This window comes from Candidatus Binataceae bacterium, assembly GCA_036495685.1.
GTDB lineage: Bacteria > Desulfobacterota > Binatia > Binatales > Binataceae > JAFAHS01.
In genome coordinates this window covers 1-19,108 of the sequence record DASXMJ010000007.1, presented here as the reverse complement: position 1 = coordinate 19,108, position 19,108 = coordinate 1, and the positions used below count along the sequence as shown (strand labels likewise).

Below are 19,108 nucleotides of genomic sequence, written 5' to 3'. Positions count from 1 at the left end.
ACGGAGTCCACCGGATGCATAGAATTGTGACCTTGCTGCCGAGTGCCACCGAGATCGTCTGTGCGCTTGGCTTCGGCCGCGAATTGGTGGGGCGTTCCCACGAATGCGATTTTCCTGCCGGTGTCGAGCAGCTGCCCGCGCTGACCGAGCCGAAAATCGCGGTGGAAGGCACGAGCGCCGAGATCGACGAACAGGTGAAGCGAATCGTCGGGGAGGCGCTCTCGGTTTATCGAGTAGACGCGGCTCGACTGCGCGAGCTCCGGCCCGACGTGATCGTCACGCAATCGCAATGTGAAGTCTGCGCGGTTAACGAAAGCGACGTCGAGGCGGCGGTGGCCGAGTGGCTCGGTGCGCGCCCGCATATCGTGTCGCTCAGGCCCTACGCGCTCGCGGACGTGTTCGCGGATATGACGCGGGTGGCGATAGCGTTGGGTGTGCGAGAACGCGGCGAGCATACAGTCGCGGCTCTCCGGGCTCGAATGAATGCGGTTGCCGAGCGCGCGCGGGTGGCCAAGACGCGACCGACGTTCGCGTGTATCGAGTGGATCGAGCCGATGATGTCGGCGGGCAACTGGATGCCGGAATTGGTTGGGATGGCGGGTGGCACGAATCTCTTCGGCCGGGCCGGAGAGCATTCGCCGTGGATGAAGATCGAGGAACTTGCCGCTCGGGACCCGGAGGTGATCATGGTCTCCCCGTGCGGATTTCCGATGGAGCGCTCGCGGCGCGAACTACCCGCGTTGAGCGGTACTCCGCTCTGGAACGCGCTCCGTGCCGTCCGGGACCACAAAGTGTTCCTCGCCGACGGCAATCAGTACTTCAATCGTCCGGGACCGCGCATCGTCGAGTCGCTGGAAATTCTGGCCGAAATCCTCCATCCCGAGATTTTTCACTTCGGACATGAAGGCTCGGGCTGGGCGCGCGTGTAAATCGCGCGATGAGAATCGTACTCGCGTCGGAGTCGCGGTCGCGCAGGCGCGCGCTCGATCTGATCGGGGTACGTTATGAAGTGCGTCCGAGCGCGGTTGACGAAAAAGCGATAAGAGACTTCGACCCGGTCGCGCTGACCCGCAAACTGGCCGAAGCCAAGGCTTACAAAGTGGCCGAAGAGATTCGCGATGCGGTGATCGTTTCGGGCGATGCGGTGGTGACCAAGGACGGCAGAACCTACGAAAAACCCCGCGACTTAAAGGAGGCCGCCGAGTTTCTCAGAGAACTGTCCGGCGGCGACCTGGAATTCGTGACCTCGCTGGTAGTGCTGCGGCCAGAGACCGGAAAGATCCTCTCCGCGGTCGAGGTCTCGCGAATCACGTTTCGCTCCCTGACCGATCGTGAAATTCAGGACTACATCGCCCTATACCCGGTGCTGAGTTGTGCCGGCGGATTCGAAGGCGACGGGGTGCTCCGTTTCGCCGAACGAATCTCCGGCAGCTACAATTTTCTGACTGCGATCCCGGTAAGCCGACTCATCGTGTTCCTGCGCGAACAGGGCGTTGCAATTTAGCGCCCGGGATCTTGCGTCTCGCCCAGCCAGCGGTCGATAGCCTGTCGCAGCGAAGTCTTGGTGTTGGCATCAGCGAATGAAGCAGTGACGCTCGCCTGCGCGAGTCCGGCGAGCGCGGTATCGTCCAGGCCAAAGGTATCGCGGGCCAGCTGGTACTCGGAAGCAATCGGTGCGGCGAAGATCGCCGGGGTGTCCGCATTGATGGTAACCGTCAATCCGGCAGCCAGCAGGTCCGGCAGGGGATGACGGTCAATCGACGGCACCCGGGCGGGAATCGCGACGTTCGATGTCAGACAGACTTCGAGCGCTATGCCGCGCGCCTTTAATTCAACTACCAGCATCTCGTCGTCCAGGACGCTTATGCCGTGGCCGATTCGCTCGGCACGCAGCGCGTGTATGGCACCGCGGATGCTCTCGGGACCGTGGGTCTCTCCGGCATGCGGCACGGAGTGCAATCCGCCATCTACCGCGGCATGAAAAACCTCTGCGAACTGTTCGGGCGGATACTTTTCATCGCCACCGAGTCCAAACCCCACCACTCCCAGGTCGCGGTAGCGCAGAGCCGTGTGCAACGCCTGCCAGGCGAGTTCCCGCGGTTTGCTGCGCCCGTGATCAACAATCACTCGGCACTTGATGCCAAATGCCTGCTCGCCCTTGGCAAAGCCTTCCAACACGGACTCCAGCGGCATGTCCCAATTGCCGAGTCTCGGGCCGTGGGCTCCCAGCGTGAAGGTGACCTCCGCATAGCGTACGCCCTGTACTGCCTCGTCCTGACACAGCTCGAAAGCGACGCGCCGGAAGTCCTGTGCATCCTGCAAACACGATCGAATCGCTCGATATTGCAGATTGAAGTCGGCGAAATCGCGAAAGCGATATCCGTGCTCGGCGCACGCCGGCAGCTCAAGCCGATGTCGGTGGGCTATCTCGGAAAGCGTACGGGCCCGGATCGAGCCCTCCAGATGCACATGCAGATGTGCCTTAGGTAGCGTGAGCAGCTCGCCCATAGAAGATCACTCGCTGAGTGCTCGGCGTCAGTCAAGTAAGCCTCACGAAGCAGGGTTGGCGTAACCGCCCGAAGCAGAGCGGTTTCGTCCGCTGTTTTCCAGCCCTAGAGCTTCGTTTCCTTCACAGTTTCTAAATCGGCTGTGAACCGCTGCGCGAGCCTCACCGGCTGCGGCAGCTATCATGCGAGCATCACGATGACCATGAGCACGGCCACGGTTAGTTGAACCAGGTCGCGACGCGGCGTCAGGTCTCTGCCGTGGTGGGAAGGGATCCGGCTTGGGGACGCCGCTTGATCAGCCCCAGGCCCCATAGGCGCAAGCGATCCAGGTAGAGATAGATCACCGGGGTCGTGTAGAGCGTGAGCATCTGGCTTACGATAAGTCCGCCGACGATCGTGACGCCGAGCGGGCGGCGTAGTTCGGAGCCGTAGCCGGTGCCGAGGGCGAGAGGCAGCCCGCCGAGCAGCGCAGCCATCGTGGTCATCATGATCGGGCGAAACCGCAGCACGCACGCTTGGTAGATCGCGTCCTCCGACGACTTGCCCTGCTTGCGCTCGGCTTCCAGCGCGAAGTCGATCATGAGGATCGCATTCTTCTTCACGATGCCTATCAGCAGGATGATGCCGATCAGCGCGATTACGCTGAGGTCGATATGACACAGTTGCAGCGCTAGCAGCGCTCCGATACCTGCCGATGGCAAGGTCGAGAGAATCGTGATCGGGTGCACATAACTTTCATAGAGAATTCCCAGCACGATGTAGACGCTGAGGAGCGCGGCCGCTATCAGCATCGGCTCGTTGGCCAGAGACGCCTGAAAGGCTTGCGCGGTTCCCGCGAAAGTTCCATGGATGGGAGCAGGAAGATGGATGTCCTGTTCCGCCTGATTAATCAGCCCGACGGCGTCGCCGAGCGCGACTCCCGACGCGAGATTGAACGACATGGTGACGGCGGGAAATTGGCCCTGATGATTGACCGTCAAAGGCGTGGTCGACGACGTGTAGCGACTGATGGCGCCTATCGGCACCATACCGTGCGCAACGCTGGCCGTAGTCAGGACCGCGGTGCTGGCAGGCGAGCTGGGGCTGGTGTTAGTGGCGCCGATTACGGTGAAGCCCGGATTTGACGGAGGAGTCGCGCCGGCGACTATGACCGGAGCTGTGTTGTTGGGAGCGGCGGTTGTCGTCGCACCGATTGCGCTGGAGCTTGAAGAACCCGACTGAGTCATCGAGGTGTCGGTACTGGCGATGCCGGCATCGACTGAGCCGGTTGGAACCGGCGCGGTGCTGGAGCCGGTGGTGGTCTGGGTGCCAGAAATCTGGCTGCCGATGTTGGCCAGACTTTCAGAGCTCGATCCATTGGTGGTCGCTACGCCCGGAACTTGCGAGCCGGTGACAGGTGGCAGCGTGCTCGGCGGAACGCTGCTGTTGGAACCGGCTGCGCTGGAGGCCGAAGCAATTCCGGTTTGGCCGGCGGCCCCTGCGCCAGCCAGTTGAGTACCGGAGAGGTTCGGGCTCAGATGAATCACGTCGAGGGTTTCAGGGTCCTGCCAGAACTGCGGTGCGACCTCCATCACCACGTAGTACTGGTTCAACGGGGTGTACATGGTGGAGACTTCGCGCTGCCCGAACGCATCGTAGAGCGTGTCATCGATGAGTTGGGTCGAGAGTCCAAAGCGCGCGGCGCTGTCGTGATCGATCGTGAGATCGGCGGCGAGGCCCGCGTTCTGCTGATCGCTGCTGACGTCAGTGAGCTGGGTAATCGCGCGAAGCCTTACGAGTAACTTGGGCGCCCATTCCATTAGCAAGCCGAGGTCGTCGCTCGTCAGAGTGTATTGATATTCCGCATTGGACGATCGCCCACCGATACGCAGATCCTGCTGCGCCTGAAGATAGAGACTCAGCCCGGCGTAGTTACTGACTTTCTTGCGGATTCTTGCGATTACCTGCTGAGCACTGAACTTGCGTTGGTTGAGGGGCTTGAGACTGACGTACATGGTCCCGCTATTGGTGGCCGCATTGGTACCGGTCAGAGTGATCACGTTGCTCACGTCCTGGTCCGACAGCACCATCTTGACCAACTTGAGCAGCCGGCGGTTCATCGCCTGATATGACGTGTCCTGATCGGCGATCACCGCGCCGACCAGCCGGCCCGCGTCCTGCTCGGGGAAAAAGCCCTTGGGAATTTCGTAGAATAAGTAAACGTTAAGAGCGACAGTTCCGATGGCCACCGCGAGAATCACAGGCGAATGGTTGAGCACCCACTTGAGGCTTTGCTCATAGCGGCGGTGCATCCAGTTGAAGCCGCCTTCGGCGATACGATCGAATCTGCCGGGATTGCGTTCCTGTTCATGGCGCAGGAGCTTCGCGCACATCATCGGCGTGGTGGTCAGCGATACCACCATCGAGACCACGACCGCGGCCGCAAGCGTGACCGCGAATTCACGGAACAGACGGCCGACGATTCCGCCCATCATCAGAAGTGGAATGAACACCGCGACCAGCGAGATGCTAATCGAGACCACCGCGAAGCCGATCTCGCGCGTTCCCAGGATCGCGGCGCGGTATGGCGAGTAGCCTTGTTCCAGGTAACGGGTGACGTTCTCCGTCACCACGATCGCATCGTCAACTACGAAGCCGGTCGAGATGGTCAGCGCCATCAACGAGAGATTGTCGACGCTGAATCCGAACAGGTACATCACGCCAAAGGTGCCGATCAGGGAGACCGGAACGGCAACGCCGGGAATCGCGGTCGCGCGCAGGTTGCGCAGAAACAGGAACACCACCATCACCACCAGGCAAATCGAAATCAGCAGAGTGCCTTCGACATCCTTGACCGAGGCACGGATGCTGGTGGTGCGGTCGAGAACCACCCTCAGATTTATCGATGCGGGAATGGAGGCCTGCAGCGAGGGCAGCGCCGCGTAGACGCGATCGACGGTGTCGATGACGTTGGCGTTGGGCTGGCGCCATATGATGACGAGAATCGCGCGATTCAGATCCACGTAGCCGGAAGCGCGCACGTTTTGCACGTCGTCGACTACGTCGGCGACGTCCGAGAGCCGCACGGCGGTGCCGTTGTGATAGCCGACGATCAGCGGCTGATACTGATCGGCCTTGAGAAGCTGGTCAGTCGTGCTGATCGACCATGAATTGTTGTCATCGGCAAATTCGCCCTTGGGTAGATTGCTATTCGCTGATGCCAGAACCGTGCGCACTTGCTCCAGGCTGATGCCCATATTCTTGAGCTGCGCGGGATTTAGCTCGACGCGGACGGCGGGCAGCGCGCCTCCGCCGACGATCACCTGGCCGACGCCGGAGATCTGCGAGAGACGCTGCTCGAGGATCGAATCGGCAGCGTCGTACAACTCGCCGGGGTTCTTGGTCTTCGAGGTCAGCGCGATGATCAAGACCGGTGGATCGGACGGATTGACTTTCCGATACGTCGGCTTCGACGGCAGGTTGGACGGCAAAAAACTGTTGGCGGCATTGATAGCCGCCTGCACGTCGCGTCCGGCGGCATCGATGTTCCGGTCCAGGTCGAACTGGAGCACGATGTTGGTTTGCCCGATGTAGCTGGTGGAGGTCATTTCAGTCAGAGACGCGATATGGCCGAACTGGCGTTCGAGCGGAGTCGCTACCGAGCTTGCCATGGTTTCGGGACTGGCGCCGGGAAGCTGCGCCGTAACCTGGATAGTGGGAAAGTCGACGGCGGGTAGGGGAGCGACAGGCAAGTTGCGGAACGCGACTAAGCCGCCCAGCACGATCGCGATGGTTAACAACGTGGTGCCGACCGAGTTCCTGACGAAAGTCTCGCAGAAGGTCACGTCGGCTGTGCCCCCGCCTCGAGAGATTCATCTTCGATATGCACTTTCTCGGATTCAGGTGCGAGCCGATCGAAGTACAGAAAGATCACCGGAGTAGTGTAGAGCGTGAGCACCTGGCTCAGGAGCAAGCCGCCGACGATGGCGATGCCGAGAGGCCGGCGAAGCTCGGCTCCGGTCCCGGTGCCGAGCGCGAGTGGAAGACCGCCCAGCAGCGCCGCCATGGTGGTCATCATGATGGGCCTGAAGCGGAGCAGGCAGGCCTCGTAGATGGCATCCAGGGCGCTCTTGCCGTGTTCGCGCTGCGCTTCGAGGGCGAAATCGATCATCATGATGGCGTTCTTTTTCACGATGCCGATGAGCAGGATGATGCCGATGAGTGCGATCACATTGAGGTCGTTGCCGCAGACCATCAGAGCGAGAATCGCGCCGACGCCCGCTGAAGGCAGGGTCGAGAGAATCGTGATGGGGTGTATGTAACTCTCATAGAGAACGCCCAGCACGATGTAGACGGTGACCAGCGCGGCGAGAATCAATAGCGGCTCATTGGTCAGCGAAGCGCGAAACGCCTCGGCGGTTCCCTGAAATGCGCCCTGCACGCTGATCGGCATGCCGATTTGCCGCTGCATCGCGGTGATCGCGTCGACCGCACCACCGAGGGAGTATCCATTCGCGATATTGAAAGAGATAGTCACGACCGGAAACTGGCCCTGATGATTGACTATCAGCGGCGCACTTTCGGGCGCGAAGTGAGTAAAGGCGCTCAGCGGAATTTGCCCACCGGTGGATGAAGTGAGATAGATATCGTCGAGGGCTTTGGGGTCGCGCTGGAATTTTGGATCGACCTCCATCACCACGTGATACTGATTGAGTTGGGTGAAGATGGTCGAAATTTGCCGCTGACCGAAGGCGTCATACAGCGTGTTGTCGATTTCGGTCGAGGTGAGACCCAGGCGCGACGCGGTATCGCGGTCGATCACCAGATGCGCCCCGAGGCCGTCATCTTGCTGATCAGTTGCGACATCGCGCAGAGCGGGCAGAGTCCGCAACTTCGCGACCAGCTTCGCGGTCCAATACTGCAACTCCGAGGAATCGGGATCTTCCAGGGTGTACTGGTATTGAGTCCGGCTGACCCGGTCTTCGACGGTTAGGTCCTGCACCGGCTGGAGATAGAGCGTAATGCCTTCGACGGCGGCGAGCTTGGGCTGGAGCCGCGCGATAATTTCCTCGACGCTGGCCTTGCGATCTTCAAGGGGCTTCAGGTTGATCAGAATCCTGCCGCTGTTGACGGTGGTATTGGTGCCGTCCACGCCGATAAAGGAAGAGAGGCTTTCGACGCCGGGGTCCTGGAGGATCACACTCGCGAGCGCTTGCTGCCGTCTGACCATCGCATCGAATGAGACGTTTTGCGGTGCTTGCGAGATGCCCTGGATTACGCCGGTATCTTCCACCGGGAAGAAACCTTTGGGCACGTACCAATAGAGAAAGACGGTCAGTACCAGGGTCGCGATCGCGACCATCAGCGTTGCGAACTGATGCTGCAGGACCCATCGTAGGGTCTTGCCGTAGAATTCAATCGCGCCTTCAAACGCGCGCTCGGACTTCCGATAAAACTCGGTCTTCTGGTCTTCCGGCGTGCGGCTGAGCAGCTTGGCCGCCATCATTGGAGTCAGCGTCAGAGAAACGACGGCTGATACCAGAATGGTGACAGCCAGAGTGATCGCGAATTGGCGGAAGAGACGCCCGACGATGTCGCCCATGAAGAGCAGCGGAATCAACACGGCGATGAGCGAGACCGTCAGCGACAGAATCGTGAAACCGATCTGCTCGGCGCCCTTGAGCGCGCCTTGCAGGGGAGAATCGCCTTCCTCGATGTAGCGCGAGATATTTTCGATCATCACGATCGCGTCATCAACCACGAAGCCGGTCGAAATCGTGAGCGCCATCAAGGTCAGGTTGTTCAGGCTGTAGCCCAGGAGGTACATGACGCCGAAGGTGCCGACCAGCGACAGCGGCACCGCCACGCTGGGAATGATGGTCGCGGAGATACTGCGCAGGAACAAGAAGATGACCAACACCACCAGCGCGATTGTCAGCATCAGCTCGAATTCCACGTCTTTCACAGAAGCGCGAATGGTAACCGTGCGGTCGGTCAGCAGTACCACCTTGACCGACGCGGGCAGCGTGCTTTGCAGACGCGGCAGGAGAGCCTTGATGTGATCGACGGTCTCGATGATGTTGGCGCCCGGCTGCCGCTGCACGTTCATGATCACGGCGGGCGTCGAGTTCATCCAGGCGGCTTCTTTGACGTTCTCGGCCTCATCGACGACTTTGGCGACATCGGAGAGCCGAATCGGCGCGCCGTTATGGTAGGCGATGATCAGCGGCTGATAGCTCTGCGCGGTGAGCAGTTGATCGTTGTCGCTGATGGTGTAGTCGAGGTTCTTGCCGTCGAAGTTGCCCTTCGCTTCATCGATATTCGACGCTGCTACGGCAGCGCGCACCTGTTCGAGCGTGAGCCCGTAAGATCCGAGCTGAACCGGATTGACCTGGATTCTGACTGATGGCTTTTGTCCACCGCTGATAGTTACCAGGCCGACGCCGGGCACCTGCGCGATTTTTTCCGACAACCGCGTGTCGGCGAGATCCTCGACCTGATCGAGTGGAAGCTCGCTCGAAGTCAACGCGAGGGTGAGAATCGGCGCGTCTGCAGGATTTATTTTGCTGTAGACCGGCGGAGTCGGAAGATTGGGAGGCAGGTAGGTGGCGGCCGCATTGATCGCTTCCTGGACTTCCTGCTCCGCGACATCGATGTTGAGATTGAGATCGAACTGAAGCGTGATGATCGAGCTTCCGAAGGAACTGCTCGAAGTCATCTGATTCAGACCGGGCACTTCGCCAAACTGGCGTTCCAGCGGAGCGGTCACCGAAGATGACATGACGTCGGGACTGGCGCCCGGATAGAACGTGACGACCTGGATAGTTGGATAGTCGACTTCGGGCAGGGCCGACACCGGGAGTTCTTTGTAGGCGAAGGCGCCGGCGAGCAGTATTGCGGCCATCAGCAATGAAGTCGCGATGGGCCGCAGGATGAATGGCCGCGACAGATTCATTCGCGCGCGTTTTGCACGGGAGCGCCGGCCTCCTGCACCTTGACGTGGGTGCCGGGCTGGAGTTTGTCGAGGCCGTCGGTCACGACGACATCACCGGGACTCAGGCCGCTCGCGATCGCGGTGGTTTCGCCCTGCGTTGCAGTAACTTTGACGTCGCGCTGCGCTACCGTCTGATTCTGCTGCACGAGGTACACGGAAGTGCCTTGCGGAGTTTTCTGGAGCGCCATGGTCGGAATCAGCAACACCTGGTGAAGGGTACTGACGAGGACGCGTGCATTGACGAATTGATTGGGGAACAGCGCGTAATCGTTGTTGGCGAATTCCGCGCGCAACTTAACCGTGCCGGTGGTTTGATCGATCTGATTGTCGAAGGTGAGCAGAAACCCGGTCGCGATCTGCTTGCTCATATCGCGATTCCAGGCTTCCACCGGCAATTGCCCGTGTGCCTTCATGTCCGCGGCTATCTGCGGGATGTAATCTTCGTTGATGCTGAAAATCACCGAGATCGGCTGCAACTGGGTGATGACAACCAGGCTGTCTGTCGCCTGCACGTAGTTGCCCAGATCAACGAGGCGCAATCCGATGCGGCCGGTGATCGCTGCGGTTATTTCGCAGTAACCAAGATTGACCTTGACGCCGGCAATCAAGCCTTGGTCGTTGTCTACAGTGCCAATAGCCTGGTTGTAGAGGGTTTGCTGGTTGTCGAGGTCCTGACGCGCGATGACGCCCTGGCGGTAAAGATCGCGATAGCGATCGAAGGTGATTTTCGCATTCGCCAGCAGCGCCCGGTCGCGATTGAGCTGACCCTCATACTGCTGGAGCTGCGCCTCGTAAGGCTTGGAGTCGATATTGATCAGAACCTGTCCCGCCTTGACCGCATCGCCCTCGCGAAAATCGATCTTGATGATCTGGCCGGCCACGCGGCTCTTGAGCGTGTCCGTGGCGAACGGAGTAACCGTGCCGATTTGGCTGAGATAAGTATCCAGGTCACCGATTCTGGCGGTGGCCGCCATCACCGGAATCAGCGGCGCCCTCGGCGCAGGTTTACCGGCCGAAGAAGTCGCCCACAGATAGAGGCATAAGCCCGCCAGACACGCTCCCGCGAGCCAATAAGGCCAATGATGAGCACGATCGACGGTTCGACCCCGGCTGGCTTCAACTCTATCGAAGTGCGCAACCGAACGAGGTTCGATAACCGGAATTCTTTCACCCATATCCATATTTAAGTTGACGACCGAAGCGCGCAGTCCGTTGCGGTGCAAATGATTTAATCAAGACGATCGAACATTACGGTTGGGGCCGGAACAACATTGCCAAAACCACGCGAGAGGCGCGCGATGGAAAAAAAACGCGTCGCGGCCGTCAGCCTGTCAGGCGGCTGACTCGCTTCCTGTATTATGGTGGCAATTTTGGACGCACCAGTCCACATTCTTGGCGGAGGCCATGGAAACGAGCGCCACCACGATCAGCGTATCAACACTCACAGTGTCACGCAGAATTTTTTGCGGCCGCGAAACTTACCTATCCGCGGGATGAGATCGGGAACGAGGAGTTCCTAGCAGGCGAGTGAAAAGGGATTTTCGCAGCCTGCTTCCCTCACTGTTATCTCTTCCCGGGGAGAGAACTAAAGGAAAGAAACCATCTTTTTCGCAGAGTGTTTAGACTCATCATCATCGCCTGAAGTCCTCAGTACTTCTTTTCAACACCCTGCTAATGCGTCCGGACTCGGCTTTGATTCGAGCGGCAACCATGAGCGCGATAAGTCGCACCGACCTAAGTTCTGGCCGGCTAATCGCGAATGTCCCGAGGACGCCGACCATCGAGGTGATTTCCAGCGCTTCTCCGGGTCGGCGCTGGCCGCAGGCGTCTACAACTCGCGCCAGTTCGGCGAAAATTTTCCCCGCGTGAGGAATTGACCGCGGCCTGCGCGCGCGTCGGGTTTGCGATCGGCGACGATGACTTCGCCGTGCGAGATGGTTTCCCGCGGCCATCCGGTTACTTCGAACCCTTCAAATGGATCGTAGTCGGCGCGCGAATGCATTTCCGTGCTGCGGATCACCACTTTGCGGCTGGGGTCGAACACCACAAGGTCGGCATCGGCGCCGACCGTGATCGCGCCCTTGCGCGGATAGAGCCCGAAAATCTTCGCGGGATTGGTTGCCACCAGGTCGACCATCCGCTGGAGCGAAATACGACGCTTGCCGACGCCCTCCGAGTAAAGCATTGGCACGAGTGTCTCCAGATTCGACATTCCCGGTCTGATGCGCGTGAAGCGGTCCGCCGACAGCTTCTGCTGCAGCATCCAGCAGCAATGGTCGGTTGCGACCACATCGATGGTTCCGTCGGCGAGACCCTCCCAAATTGCGTCGACGTCGCGCTGTGGACGCAGTGGCGGATACCCGACGTACCGTTCACCCTGCGGCTCGCGGAAGCGATCTTCGGTCAGATACAGATAGATGGGCCGCGTTTCGGCGAGCACGTCGCGGCCCTCGCCGCGGGCACGGCGAATCGCATCGATCGCGCGCGCACTCGACAGATGAACAAAATAGGCCGGCGCACCCGCGATGGTCGCCATCGCAAGTGCCCGCTTGACGGCCGCCTCCTCCACCAGCGGCGGACGGCTGGCTGCGAAATACTCGACCCCGCGATGGCCCTCCGCCAGCAGGCGTTCGGTGCAGTAGCCGATCAGGTGTTCGTCTTCCGCGTGTATGGTGAGTAGGGCACCCGCTTCAGCGGCCGCACGAAACGCGCGCATGAAGTCGCGCACGCGCGCCTCGAACCGGTTCATCATGAAAATCTTGAAACTGCTGATTCCGTGATCGACGATGTAAGGAATCTCCGCAATAGCGTCGGGGGTCGGGTCCAGTATCGCGACGTGAAATCCGTAGTCGATGACCGCGCGGCCTTGCGCCTTTGCGTGCCACTTACGAGCCGCATCGGCGAGCGAACCGTTCTCGGGTTGAAACGCGTAGTCGATTATCGAAGTGACTCCGCCTGCACTGGCAGCAATTGTCCCCGATTCGAAGTCGTCGGCGGTACGTGAGGCAAACATTTCTGCATCGAGATGCGTGTGTGGATCGATGGCGCCGGGGAGCAGGAGCATTCCGGTGGCATCGATGGTCTGGGATGCCTGCGCAGTGAGCGCCCCGGGTGCGCTCAGCTCAACAATTTTTTCGGCGCGGACCCCGAGGTCGGTAGGTGAAACCCCCGACGGGGTTACCACGGTTGCGCCGACGATCGCGAGATCGAGCACTGCGGCTGCTCCTTGAAATGCAGGCCAGGAAAATGGATTTTCCCGGGCAGCTTCCTCACGGTAATCTCCCCCAGGGCGAGAAAGCTAGCGGAAACCGGCGAACTTTCTCGCAGGGGTCGTCGAAATCGAACTTCTCGATCCCGACGCTTTCGGCGCCTTGTTAGTGAGCGGGATGATGGCGCTTGCTGGTGCGCCGGGGCCCCTGAATATGCCGGACCCGCCGGCGCGGACGGCGCCGCACTGCGGGTGCGGCCGCTTCGTTGGCTTCCGAGAAGGGAATCAGGTTGAAGCGCGAGACCTCGGGGCGGCAGTTAATTCGGATTCGTAGCCAGAAGGTGCCGAGCCCCCGATTTGTATAGATGTAGAAGTCTTCGAAGCGGTTGAGGCCCGAGTAAAAGCGTTTGCCGATCTTCAAAATCGATTTGAAGGGCGAGCCATAGTAGGGGATGCGCACCACGCCGCCGTGGGTATGACCGGATAGCATCACCCCCGGCTGCAGATGCTTCGCGTAGAGCGCGGTGTCGGGATTGTGCGCCAGCACGATGGTTGTATCGCCGGGTCGCACCTGGCTGAAGGCGCGCACCGGTTCCGCGCGCCGCGCCCACAGATCGTCGATACCCACCACCACCAGCTCGGAACCATTGACACCGACGCGCCGGCTCTCATTGACCAGGACCTCGGCGCCCGCGGCCTGCAGCGCCTCGGTGACACGTTCGGATGAGGACCAGTGATCGTGATTGCCTAGAATCGCGAACAATCCTGCCTTGGGCTTCAGCTGGCGCAGTGCGCCGCGGAATGCATCAACATAGCGCAGCATCGTGTCCGGGCCGGAGAAATAGTCGCCGGTGAGGAACACGAAATCCGGATGCTCGCGATTGACTGCTTCGACTGCCAGGAAGAGCCGCGCGAGATCCTCATCGCGATCCACGTGAAAATCGCTGATCTGGCAGGCGACCGTCTTGCGATGGGCGTCGCGGAGCTTGCGCACCGGCAAGTCGATGCGCGAAACCTCGATTTCATCGATCGTCTTGCGCCACATGCGATGGAGCGGGCGCAGGGCGAGAGGCGGTCGTCCCTTTCGGGTCCTCGTCGGCGCGGAGTTCGTGGCGCGCTCTGCTGTAGGTTCCGCTTTGGGCATCGAAGGGTCGATTCTAGAACAACTGCAGCAAGTGGCGGAAGGCTTCGATCTCGACGATGCGTTCGCTCACCAGCAGCTCCTCGTCTTCCAGCTCCCAGGTATGCGGGTAAGGGATAAAGACCGCGTGCAGCCCGGCGCGAACGGCGGGGTTGATATCGGAGCGCGGGCTGTTGCCGATCATCCAGGTGCACTCCGGATGCAATTCCGCCTCACGAATCAGGCGCTGGTAGGCCTCGGTGTTTTTTTCGTGGGGTGTCTCGATTCGGCTGAACAGGGGCATCAGGCCGGTGTGCGCCAGCTTGCCCAGTTGCTCATCGCGCTGACCCTTGGTCAGCAGCAGCAGGGTGTGGCGGCGGGACAATTCGAGCAAAGTGGTGTCGACGTCGGGCAGCAATTCGCAGTGTCGCTCGATCAAATAATCGCCGATCCGATCGATTTCCGCCTGTAGCCACGCGCCGTCGCCATTGGTTATCAATTCGCGCCCTGCCTGATGAAGGGCGAGCACGTACGGCTTGCGGCCATAGCCTAGAGTCTGAATCAGCTCCAGTTCGGCATCGCGAATCGCACTTTTGATGCGGTCCGCCGGCCCGGGAACGCCGGCGTCCATGCACGCCAGGACAAACGCATCGCACGCTTCGAGGAAATGGATGTTGGAATCCCACAGCGTATCATCGGCGTCAAAGATCAGGTTAAGCGGTTCACCCGCATTGAGATCCATCAATTCAAGGTTAGCCACCGCCATCAAGCGGTGCAATCTGGTGTATCCGTCCCGCACTGTCACGGAGATTGCTCGGCCCTAATCGGAAATAGCTTGGGCGGGCGCTTTCGATGAGAACGGTCCGTCCCGACGAGAACTTCCGTTGAGGACACCGCGCGCAGCGATGCGAGCTCAGATCAGCACTAGGCTGGGAGCAGATTCCGCTTCAGAATGGCTCAGATAATCAATGAGCGTGCGCCCGTGGGTGCACCGTCGATTGTGCGAATCAACCGGCCCGAGGCGATTCTCCATGGAAGAAAAAACCACGCGTGGTCCAATCCTGACGGTCTTCTCGATCTTACTCGCATTGCTCGCGGTGTCGAATTTTTCAAAACCGCTCAGCAGAGGCCGAGCCGGCTTTGTATTCTTTGGAACGAAAACGTCGGGTTTGGCCAACGCCATACTCGGACCCGCCTTCGGACTATTCCTGGTCGTATACGTAATTGGGATCTGGCGACAGAAACGTTGGGCGGTGCCGATGGCGTGGGCATACGCCGCTTACGTGCTCATCAATATGACGCTCTTTACGATCAAAACTCCGCAGAACTGGCAAGCGCCGCTCTTCGCAGTAATTTATGTGGTGATCGCGCTCGGAGTCTCGTGGGGTTCTGCGATTTTGCTCACCCAACGCAGACCACAATTGACCTGAAAGCAGGCCTCGGCTTTTGCGGCGGCGGCACGACTCTGCCTGAGGACACAGTCGTGCAGCACCCCAAGTTCAAGGAACCGCGGCCTGGGCGGCACCGGTCTTCGCATCTTGAGCGTCGGGATCCAGCAGGAATCCCGCCTTCTCGAGATTGTTCGTCGCGTGGACAAACTGCGAGACGTAGTTGCCGTGGTTCTTATACAGTGAACTCAGCGGGACTGGCAGCGGCAAGGTCCTTCCGAATAGGAAGCAAAACAAGCTCCCGGTATTCCCGACACCCTGCTCGACTTCGGTTGGCACGTCCATCTCCGGTAGGCGAATTCCCCCGAGCGCGATGTCGAGTGAATTGCGCTGGATCACTCCCGAGACTACGTCGATAGGCGGTGCAGTGGGGGGGAGGGTTCCTCCATTGATCCACTGACTCAAGCGCACCAGCGCCGCGTCCATCAGATAACGTTCGTGGGCGGTATTGTCCTCGAAGTTGCATGAATTGGCTGGATACGACGGCTCTGAATTGACCGGATCCGACATGAACGAAGCCAGGTCGTAGGAATCGACATGCGCCGTTCCTGCTCCTTCCCACAGCCGGTAAGTCGGACCGTTGGCTTGACGTGCCGGGAAGTAAAAGGCCGTGTCAGTCTCGGTCTCGAAGACGAGCGCGGGTTGCTGGTCGGTCCGCAAATTCGAGGGGCTGGGTACGCTTCCGCCGGATTCGCCGAACAGGTTGGCACCAGTAGGGCCGGTGCTGTGGATCAGGAAGCCATCGAAGAGCTGCGCGAGCGGTTGGGCGGCGTTGTAGTAGGTGACCATCCGCCCCGCCGACTGCGACTCACCGTCGGCGATGATGCCCTTGATTACGTAGGCGCCGCTGCCGAGCGGATTGACCCCCACGGGGTGCCGAATAGCCTGCACGGCCTGAGAGTAGATGTCGTAGCAGTAGTCGTCGCCCGGGTGCGCCAACGGCGCGTAACGGACCGGGTCCCACGACTTGAGGGCGAATCCCGGAAGGAAGGGAGAACCGTCGATACCCACCTGTTGTGCGCTTACCCCGACCCAGATGAATCCATCGCGGAGCAGCTCATTTTGGTAGTAACCGTAGTCCGGCGCCAGATCGATCGAGGCGGTGACATTGAACCATTCGACAACGACGATGCCATTGAACTTGGACGGATCGGTCGGCCTGCGCACTAACATCCGGCTCGTGTACGCCATCGGGGTGAGAGTGGTGCTGGGGATCGCGGTCCAGTCGCCGTTCGAAGTCCAGGCCGGTGCAGCGGGGTCCTGCTCGAAAGCGGTGGCGGTACCCGAGAAGAGGAACTCTTCTTCGGTGTAATCTGCGGCGATGAAGGACGCTTGGTTGCTGACCCCGTCGAATGCGGCCGGAACGTGAATGCCGTTGGTCGGGCCGGGTGGGGAAGGGCAGTTGGGGCTACATCCACCGGTGATCGGTCCAGTAACGGTAGGGTTTGGCTCGGCGGCCAACCCCGCCCTCGGAGTTATGCCGGCGGCGATCAGAATCAGTGCGACGACGCCTGGACCCCAGAACCTGGCTTTCATGTTGGTTCCTCCTGTTTGGCCGCATCGTGCTCGCCAAGAATGAGTGCGAGATGGCTACGAACGGGTGCAGAACTCATGATTCCCCGTAACGATCCGTGAGCGGGCGTTACTTCGAGTGCGATCATCGGAAACCAGGCCCGCGCATTTGAGCGCGACGGGCTTGGTCCTCCCTCGCACCACGAAGAGCTAGTTTGATTGCCCTAACTATCTCGCTCGGGGAAACTGGTTGTCAAGAAGAATGTCAGTTAGGCGAGCTCGCGTTCAAACCGCAATCTTGCCGCGCAACTAGGCCGTACGTAGGCGGGGCCTGCCATCTCCGTGATCAGCGTATCCAATCGCGCTCAGAGACCCGTACAGGCGGGTCAGGGCCGCAAATATAAGCGGTTGATCGGCTTTGGACAGGTATGATTCCAGCGTCCTGGCTAATTGGTTGTCGAAGGCGCGAAGCCGACGACGCCCGGAGGGGGTCAGCACCACCGTGACGACGCGCCCGTCGACGGGATTGGTCCGATCCGAGATCCAGCCGCGCTGGCGTAATCCGTTGAGCAAGGCCGAGACGGTGGGTTTCTTGACCGCGGAGGCCAACGCGAGCTCTCCGGCCCGATGCGGTCCGTTCTGCAGGAATCCCAGGATCCGGTATTGGGCAAAGCTTAGATCGGAATCGCGCGAGGCCGATTCGAAGCGATGAAACATTCGTACGATCGCGCGCGCGCTCAGAATCCTGGGCGGCAAATTGGCCAGGTTACTCGCTGGTTTCATGACTGGCAGTGTATCCGGAGTGCGCGAGATTGTCCTCGCGGCGATAAAGAAATCGACCGCGTTAGCGCAGGTGGAAGCTGAAGTCACCTCCAACCGACGCGGCTGCGACCATCAGCGGCCACAAGTTTTTAGGCTGCGGCAGGACTACGTCCTGCCCTTCAAGAGGATCTCGGGGTTTGAGCGAGTTGGCCCTCGGTCGACGAGTGGCAGTCTAACACCGTTTCTCGAGGGTTCTATTCAGCCTTGGTAGGTCTCGATGTACCAAATGTTGCCGAACGAATCTCTTACGCCGGCGGCTCTGCCTTTCCAGGGTTTATCGGTGGGTTGGGTGACTGAGGTTGCACCCACCGCGAGCGCGCGCTGATAGGTCGCGTCAACATCGGGCACGTAGACGTAGACAGAACCCCGGGTGGCTTCTTGGTATGGCGGGTCCATCGCGGACAGCACCATTACCGAGTCGCCGATCTGCGCTTGAACATGGAACCCGTTGGGGAGCTGGTTGCGCTCTAATTCGATCGCATCAAATACTTTCTTTACGAAGTCCAGCAAATCCAGACGGCCGTATATGTAGGGTCGCACGGTCCCCTTGCCGTGGTGAACGTATTCTGTTTGGGACTCCATTTTCCCGTCTCCCGGTTTCGAGTTGCCAATCCGAACTACTATCTAGGGTGCCTGTCCATCTACCGCCAGAACGATTGGTTGCGCTTCAGACACGCCGGCCATAGTGATCAGTCAGAACAGCTCGAAAAACTAACATGGCCCAAATTGCCGAGCTCTTTTCGTAACGGACGCGGTTGGAAAGCAGATAAAGGTGGCGGTTTGCGACCTAGGGATTGTACCGGCGCTACATGCGCAGGTCCTTCTCCTTGTAGCTTTGCGCTACAACGAAAAAGGGGAGGATTTCTTGCTTCGGTCACGTAGCGAGAATCTGATGCGACTACCGTTGGTTGTGGCGCGACCTGTAGGCGAAAGTTGTTCTGCAGATCGGAGGGTTTCCGAGCATGGATTACAAGATCATTTCGTGCGACGACCACATTGACTTGCAGATGCTGCCCCACGACCTGTGGACACAGCGCCTGGTGTTGTCGATGCGCGATCGTGCACCCCGGGTGGAGGAGCGCGATGGACGCGCGGTGTGGCTGTGCGAAGGCAAGGTTTGGGGTCCGTGGTTCGGCAAGCGTCCCGCATCTGGAGCGGCGAGGCCGCCGAGCCCGGTAATCAATGCCTTCGACCGCAGCGGGATCAGCGAACAGAGCGACCGCCGTCCCGGGGTTGCCGCGTTGCGGCTGGCCGACATGGACCGCGACGGTGTGCAAACCCATGTGATGTTCGGTCCGGTCGTCTCGATCATCGCCGAGGATCCGGCGCTGCGCGACTACTGCTATCGCGCTTACAACGACTGGCTTGCGGAGTTTTGCGCCGCGGCTCCGGATCGCCTGATCGGCGTGGCGATGCTGCCCGAGTCCCCCGAAGCGGCTTTGAAGGAGATGCTGCGGCTGGCCGCCCGAGGGGGTTTTCGCCAGGCGAACCTTCAGATCGCCAACGTCAGGCCACGTC

At 60.1% G+C, this 19,108-nt stretch carries 14 protein-coding genes; 4 read left to right on the top strand and 10 right to left on the bottom strand.

The genetic code is table 11. The features are described 5' to 3' along the window. Positions 1-14: 14 nt before the first annotated feature. Both VGI36_00675 and VGI36_00670 read left to right on the top strand, forming a co-directional pair. Positions 15-929, top strand: coding sequence for a cobalamin-binding protein (locus VGI36_00675; GenBank protein ID HEY2483626.1), 915 nt, complete (start codon positions 15-17; stop codon positions 927-929). Between the two features lie 8 nt (positions 930-937). Beyond that, positions 938-1,504: a Maf family nucleotide pyrophosphatase gene (locus VGI36_00670; GenBank protein HEY2483625.1), complete on the top strand. Its 567-nt coding sequence runs from the start codon at positions 938-940 to the stop codon at positions 1,502-1,504. On the opposite strand, the gene add is transcribed toward VGI36_00670, so the two are convergent. From add to VGI36_00635, 7 genes are all read right to left on the bottom strand, one after another. Further along, complete coding sequence (gene add, locus VGI36_00665; protein HEY2483624.1) at positions 1,501-2,508, bottom strand: adenosine deaminase; 1,008 nt, start codon at positions 2,506-2,508, stop codon at positions 1,501-1,503. The two genes, VGI36_00670 and add, sit on opposite strands and share 4 nt — an antisense overlap. Positions 2,509-2,752: 244 nt before the next feature. Further along, positions 2,753-6,331: an efflux RND transporter permease subunit gene (locus VGI36_00660; GenBank protein ID HEY2483623.1), complete on the bottom strand. Its 3,579-nt coding sequence runs from the start codon at positions 6,329-6,331 to the stop codon at positions 2,753-2,755. Next, the gene (locus tag VGI36_00655) at positions 6,328-9,441 is read right to left on the bottom strand and encodes a multidrug efflux RND transporter permease subunit (protein ID HEY2483622.1); all 3,114 of its coding nucleotides are present in this window, start codon (positions 9,439-9,441) and stop codon (positions 6,328-6,330) included. Before VGI36_00655 ends, VGI36_00660 begins: the two co-directional genes overlap by 4 nt. Continuing rightward, entirely contained in the window at positions 9,438-10,655 is a 1,218-nt protein-coding gene (locus tag VGI36_00650) for an efflux RND transporter periplasmic adaptor subunit (protein HEY2483621.1), read from the bottom strand. The genes VGI36_00655 and VGI36_00650 overlap by 4 nt, the downstream gene beginning before the upstream one ends. Before the next feature lie 653 nt (positions 10,656-11,308). Further along, on the bottom strand, positions 11,309-12,694 hold the full coding sequence (gene hydA, locus VGI36_00645; protein HEY2483620.1) for a dihydropyrimidinase: 1,386 nt from the start codon (positions 12,692-12,694) through the stop codon (positions 11,309-11,311). A gap of 160 nt (positions 12,695-12,854) precedes the next feature. After that, a complete protein-coding gene (locus VGI36_00640; GenBank protein ID HEY2483619.1) occupies positions 12,855-13,733 on the bottom strand; it encodes a metallophosphoesterase in 879 nt (292 codons plus the stop codon). Between the two features lie 112 nt (positions 13,734-13,845). Beyond that, on the bottom strand, positions 13,846-14,613 hold the full coding sequence (locus VGI36_00635) for an HAD family hydrolase (protein HEY2483618.1): 768 nt from the start codon (positions 14,611-14,613) through the stop codon (positions 13,846-13,848). Positions 14,614-14,839: 226 nt separating this feature from the next. On the opposite strand from VGI36_00635, the gene VGI36_00630 reads away from it, so the two are divergent. Continuing rightward, on the top strand, positions 14,840-15,238 hold the full coding sequence (locus VGI36_00630) for a hypothetical protein (protein HEY2483617.1): 399 nt from the start codon (positions 14,840-14,842) through the stop codon (positions 15,236-15,238). A 69-nt stretch (positions 15,239-15,307) separates the two neighbouring features. On the opposite strand, the gene VGI36_00625 is transcribed toward VGI36_00630, so the two are convergent. The 3 genes from VGI36_00625 to VGI36_00615 all read right to left on the bottom strand — a co-directional run bounded on the left by VGI36_00625 (position 15,308) and on the right by VGI36_00615 (position 18,172). Further along, positions 15,308-16,792, bottom strand: a complete 1,485-nt coding sequence (locus tag VGI36_00625; GenBank protein ID HEY2483616.1) for an alpha/beta hydrolase domain-containing protein — start codon at positions 16,790-16,792, stop codon at positions 15,308-15,310. 285 nt (positions 16,793-17,077) lie between these two features. After that, complete coding sequence (locus tag VGI36_00620) at positions 17,078-17,551, bottom strand: MarR family winged helix-turn-helix transcriptional regulator (GenBank protein ID HEY2483615.1); 474 nt, start codon at positions 17,549-17,551, stop codon at positions 17,078-17,080. A gap of 237 nt (positions 17,552-17,788) precedes the next feature. After that, entirely contained in the window at positions 17,789-18,172 is a 384-nt protein-coding gene (locus tag VGI36_00615; protein HEY2483614.1) for a VOC family protein, read from the bottom strand. Between the two features lie 380 nt (positions 18,173-18,552). On the opposite strand from VGI36_00615, the gene VGI36_00610 reads away from it, so the two are divergent. Continuing rightward, on the top strand, positions 18,553-19,108 hold a 556-nt coding region (locus VGI36_00610), incomplete at its 3' end, for an amidohydrolase family protein (GenBank protein ID HEY2483613.1).

What these genes read in the sequence shown, in the direction of transcription:
- VGI36_00625 (HEY2483616.1), bottom strand. Translation starts at nt 16,792, where the DNA reads ATGAAAGCCAGGTTCTGGGGTCCAGGCGTCGTCGCACTGATTCTGATC.
- VGI36_00630 (HEY2483617.1), top strand. Translation starts at nt 14,840, where the DNA reads ATGGAAGAAAAAACCACGCGTGGTCCAATCCTGACGGTCTTCTCGATC.
- VGI36_00650 (HEY2483621.1), bottom strand. Translation starts at nt 10,655, where the DNA reads ATGGGTGAAAGAATTCCGGTTATCGAACCTCGTTCGGTTGCGCACTTC.
- VGI36_00615 (HEY2483614.1), bottom strand. Translation starts at nt 18,172, where the DNA reads ATGGAGTCCCAAACAGAATACGTTCACCACGGCAAGGGGACCGTGCGA.
- VGI36_00655 (HEY2483622.1), bottom strand. Translation starts at nt 9,441, where the DNA reads ATGAATCTGTCGCGGCCATTCATCCTGCGGCCCATCGCGACTTCATTG.
- VGI36_00670 (HEY2483625.1), top strand. Translation starts at nt 938, where the DNA reads ATGAGAATCGTACTCGCGTCGGAGTCGCGGTCGCGCAGGCGCGCGCTC.
- add (HEY2483624.1), bottom strand. Translation starts at nt 2,508, where the DNA reads ATGGGCGAGCTGCTCACGCTACCTAAGGCACATCTGCATGTGCATCTG.
- VGI36_00640 (HEY2483619.1), bottom strand. Translation starts at nt 13,733, where the DNA reads ATGTGGCGCAAGACGATCGATGAAATCGAGGTTTCGCGCATCGACTTG.
- VGI36_00675 (HEY2483626.1), top strand. Translation starts at nt 15, where the DNA reads ATGCATAGAATTGTGACCTTGCTGCCGAGTGCCACCGAGATCGTCTGT.
- VGI36_00620 (HEY2483615.1), bottom strand. Translation starts at nt 17,551, where the DNA reads ATGAAACCAGCGAGTAACCTGGCCAATTTGCCGCCCAGGATTCTGAGC.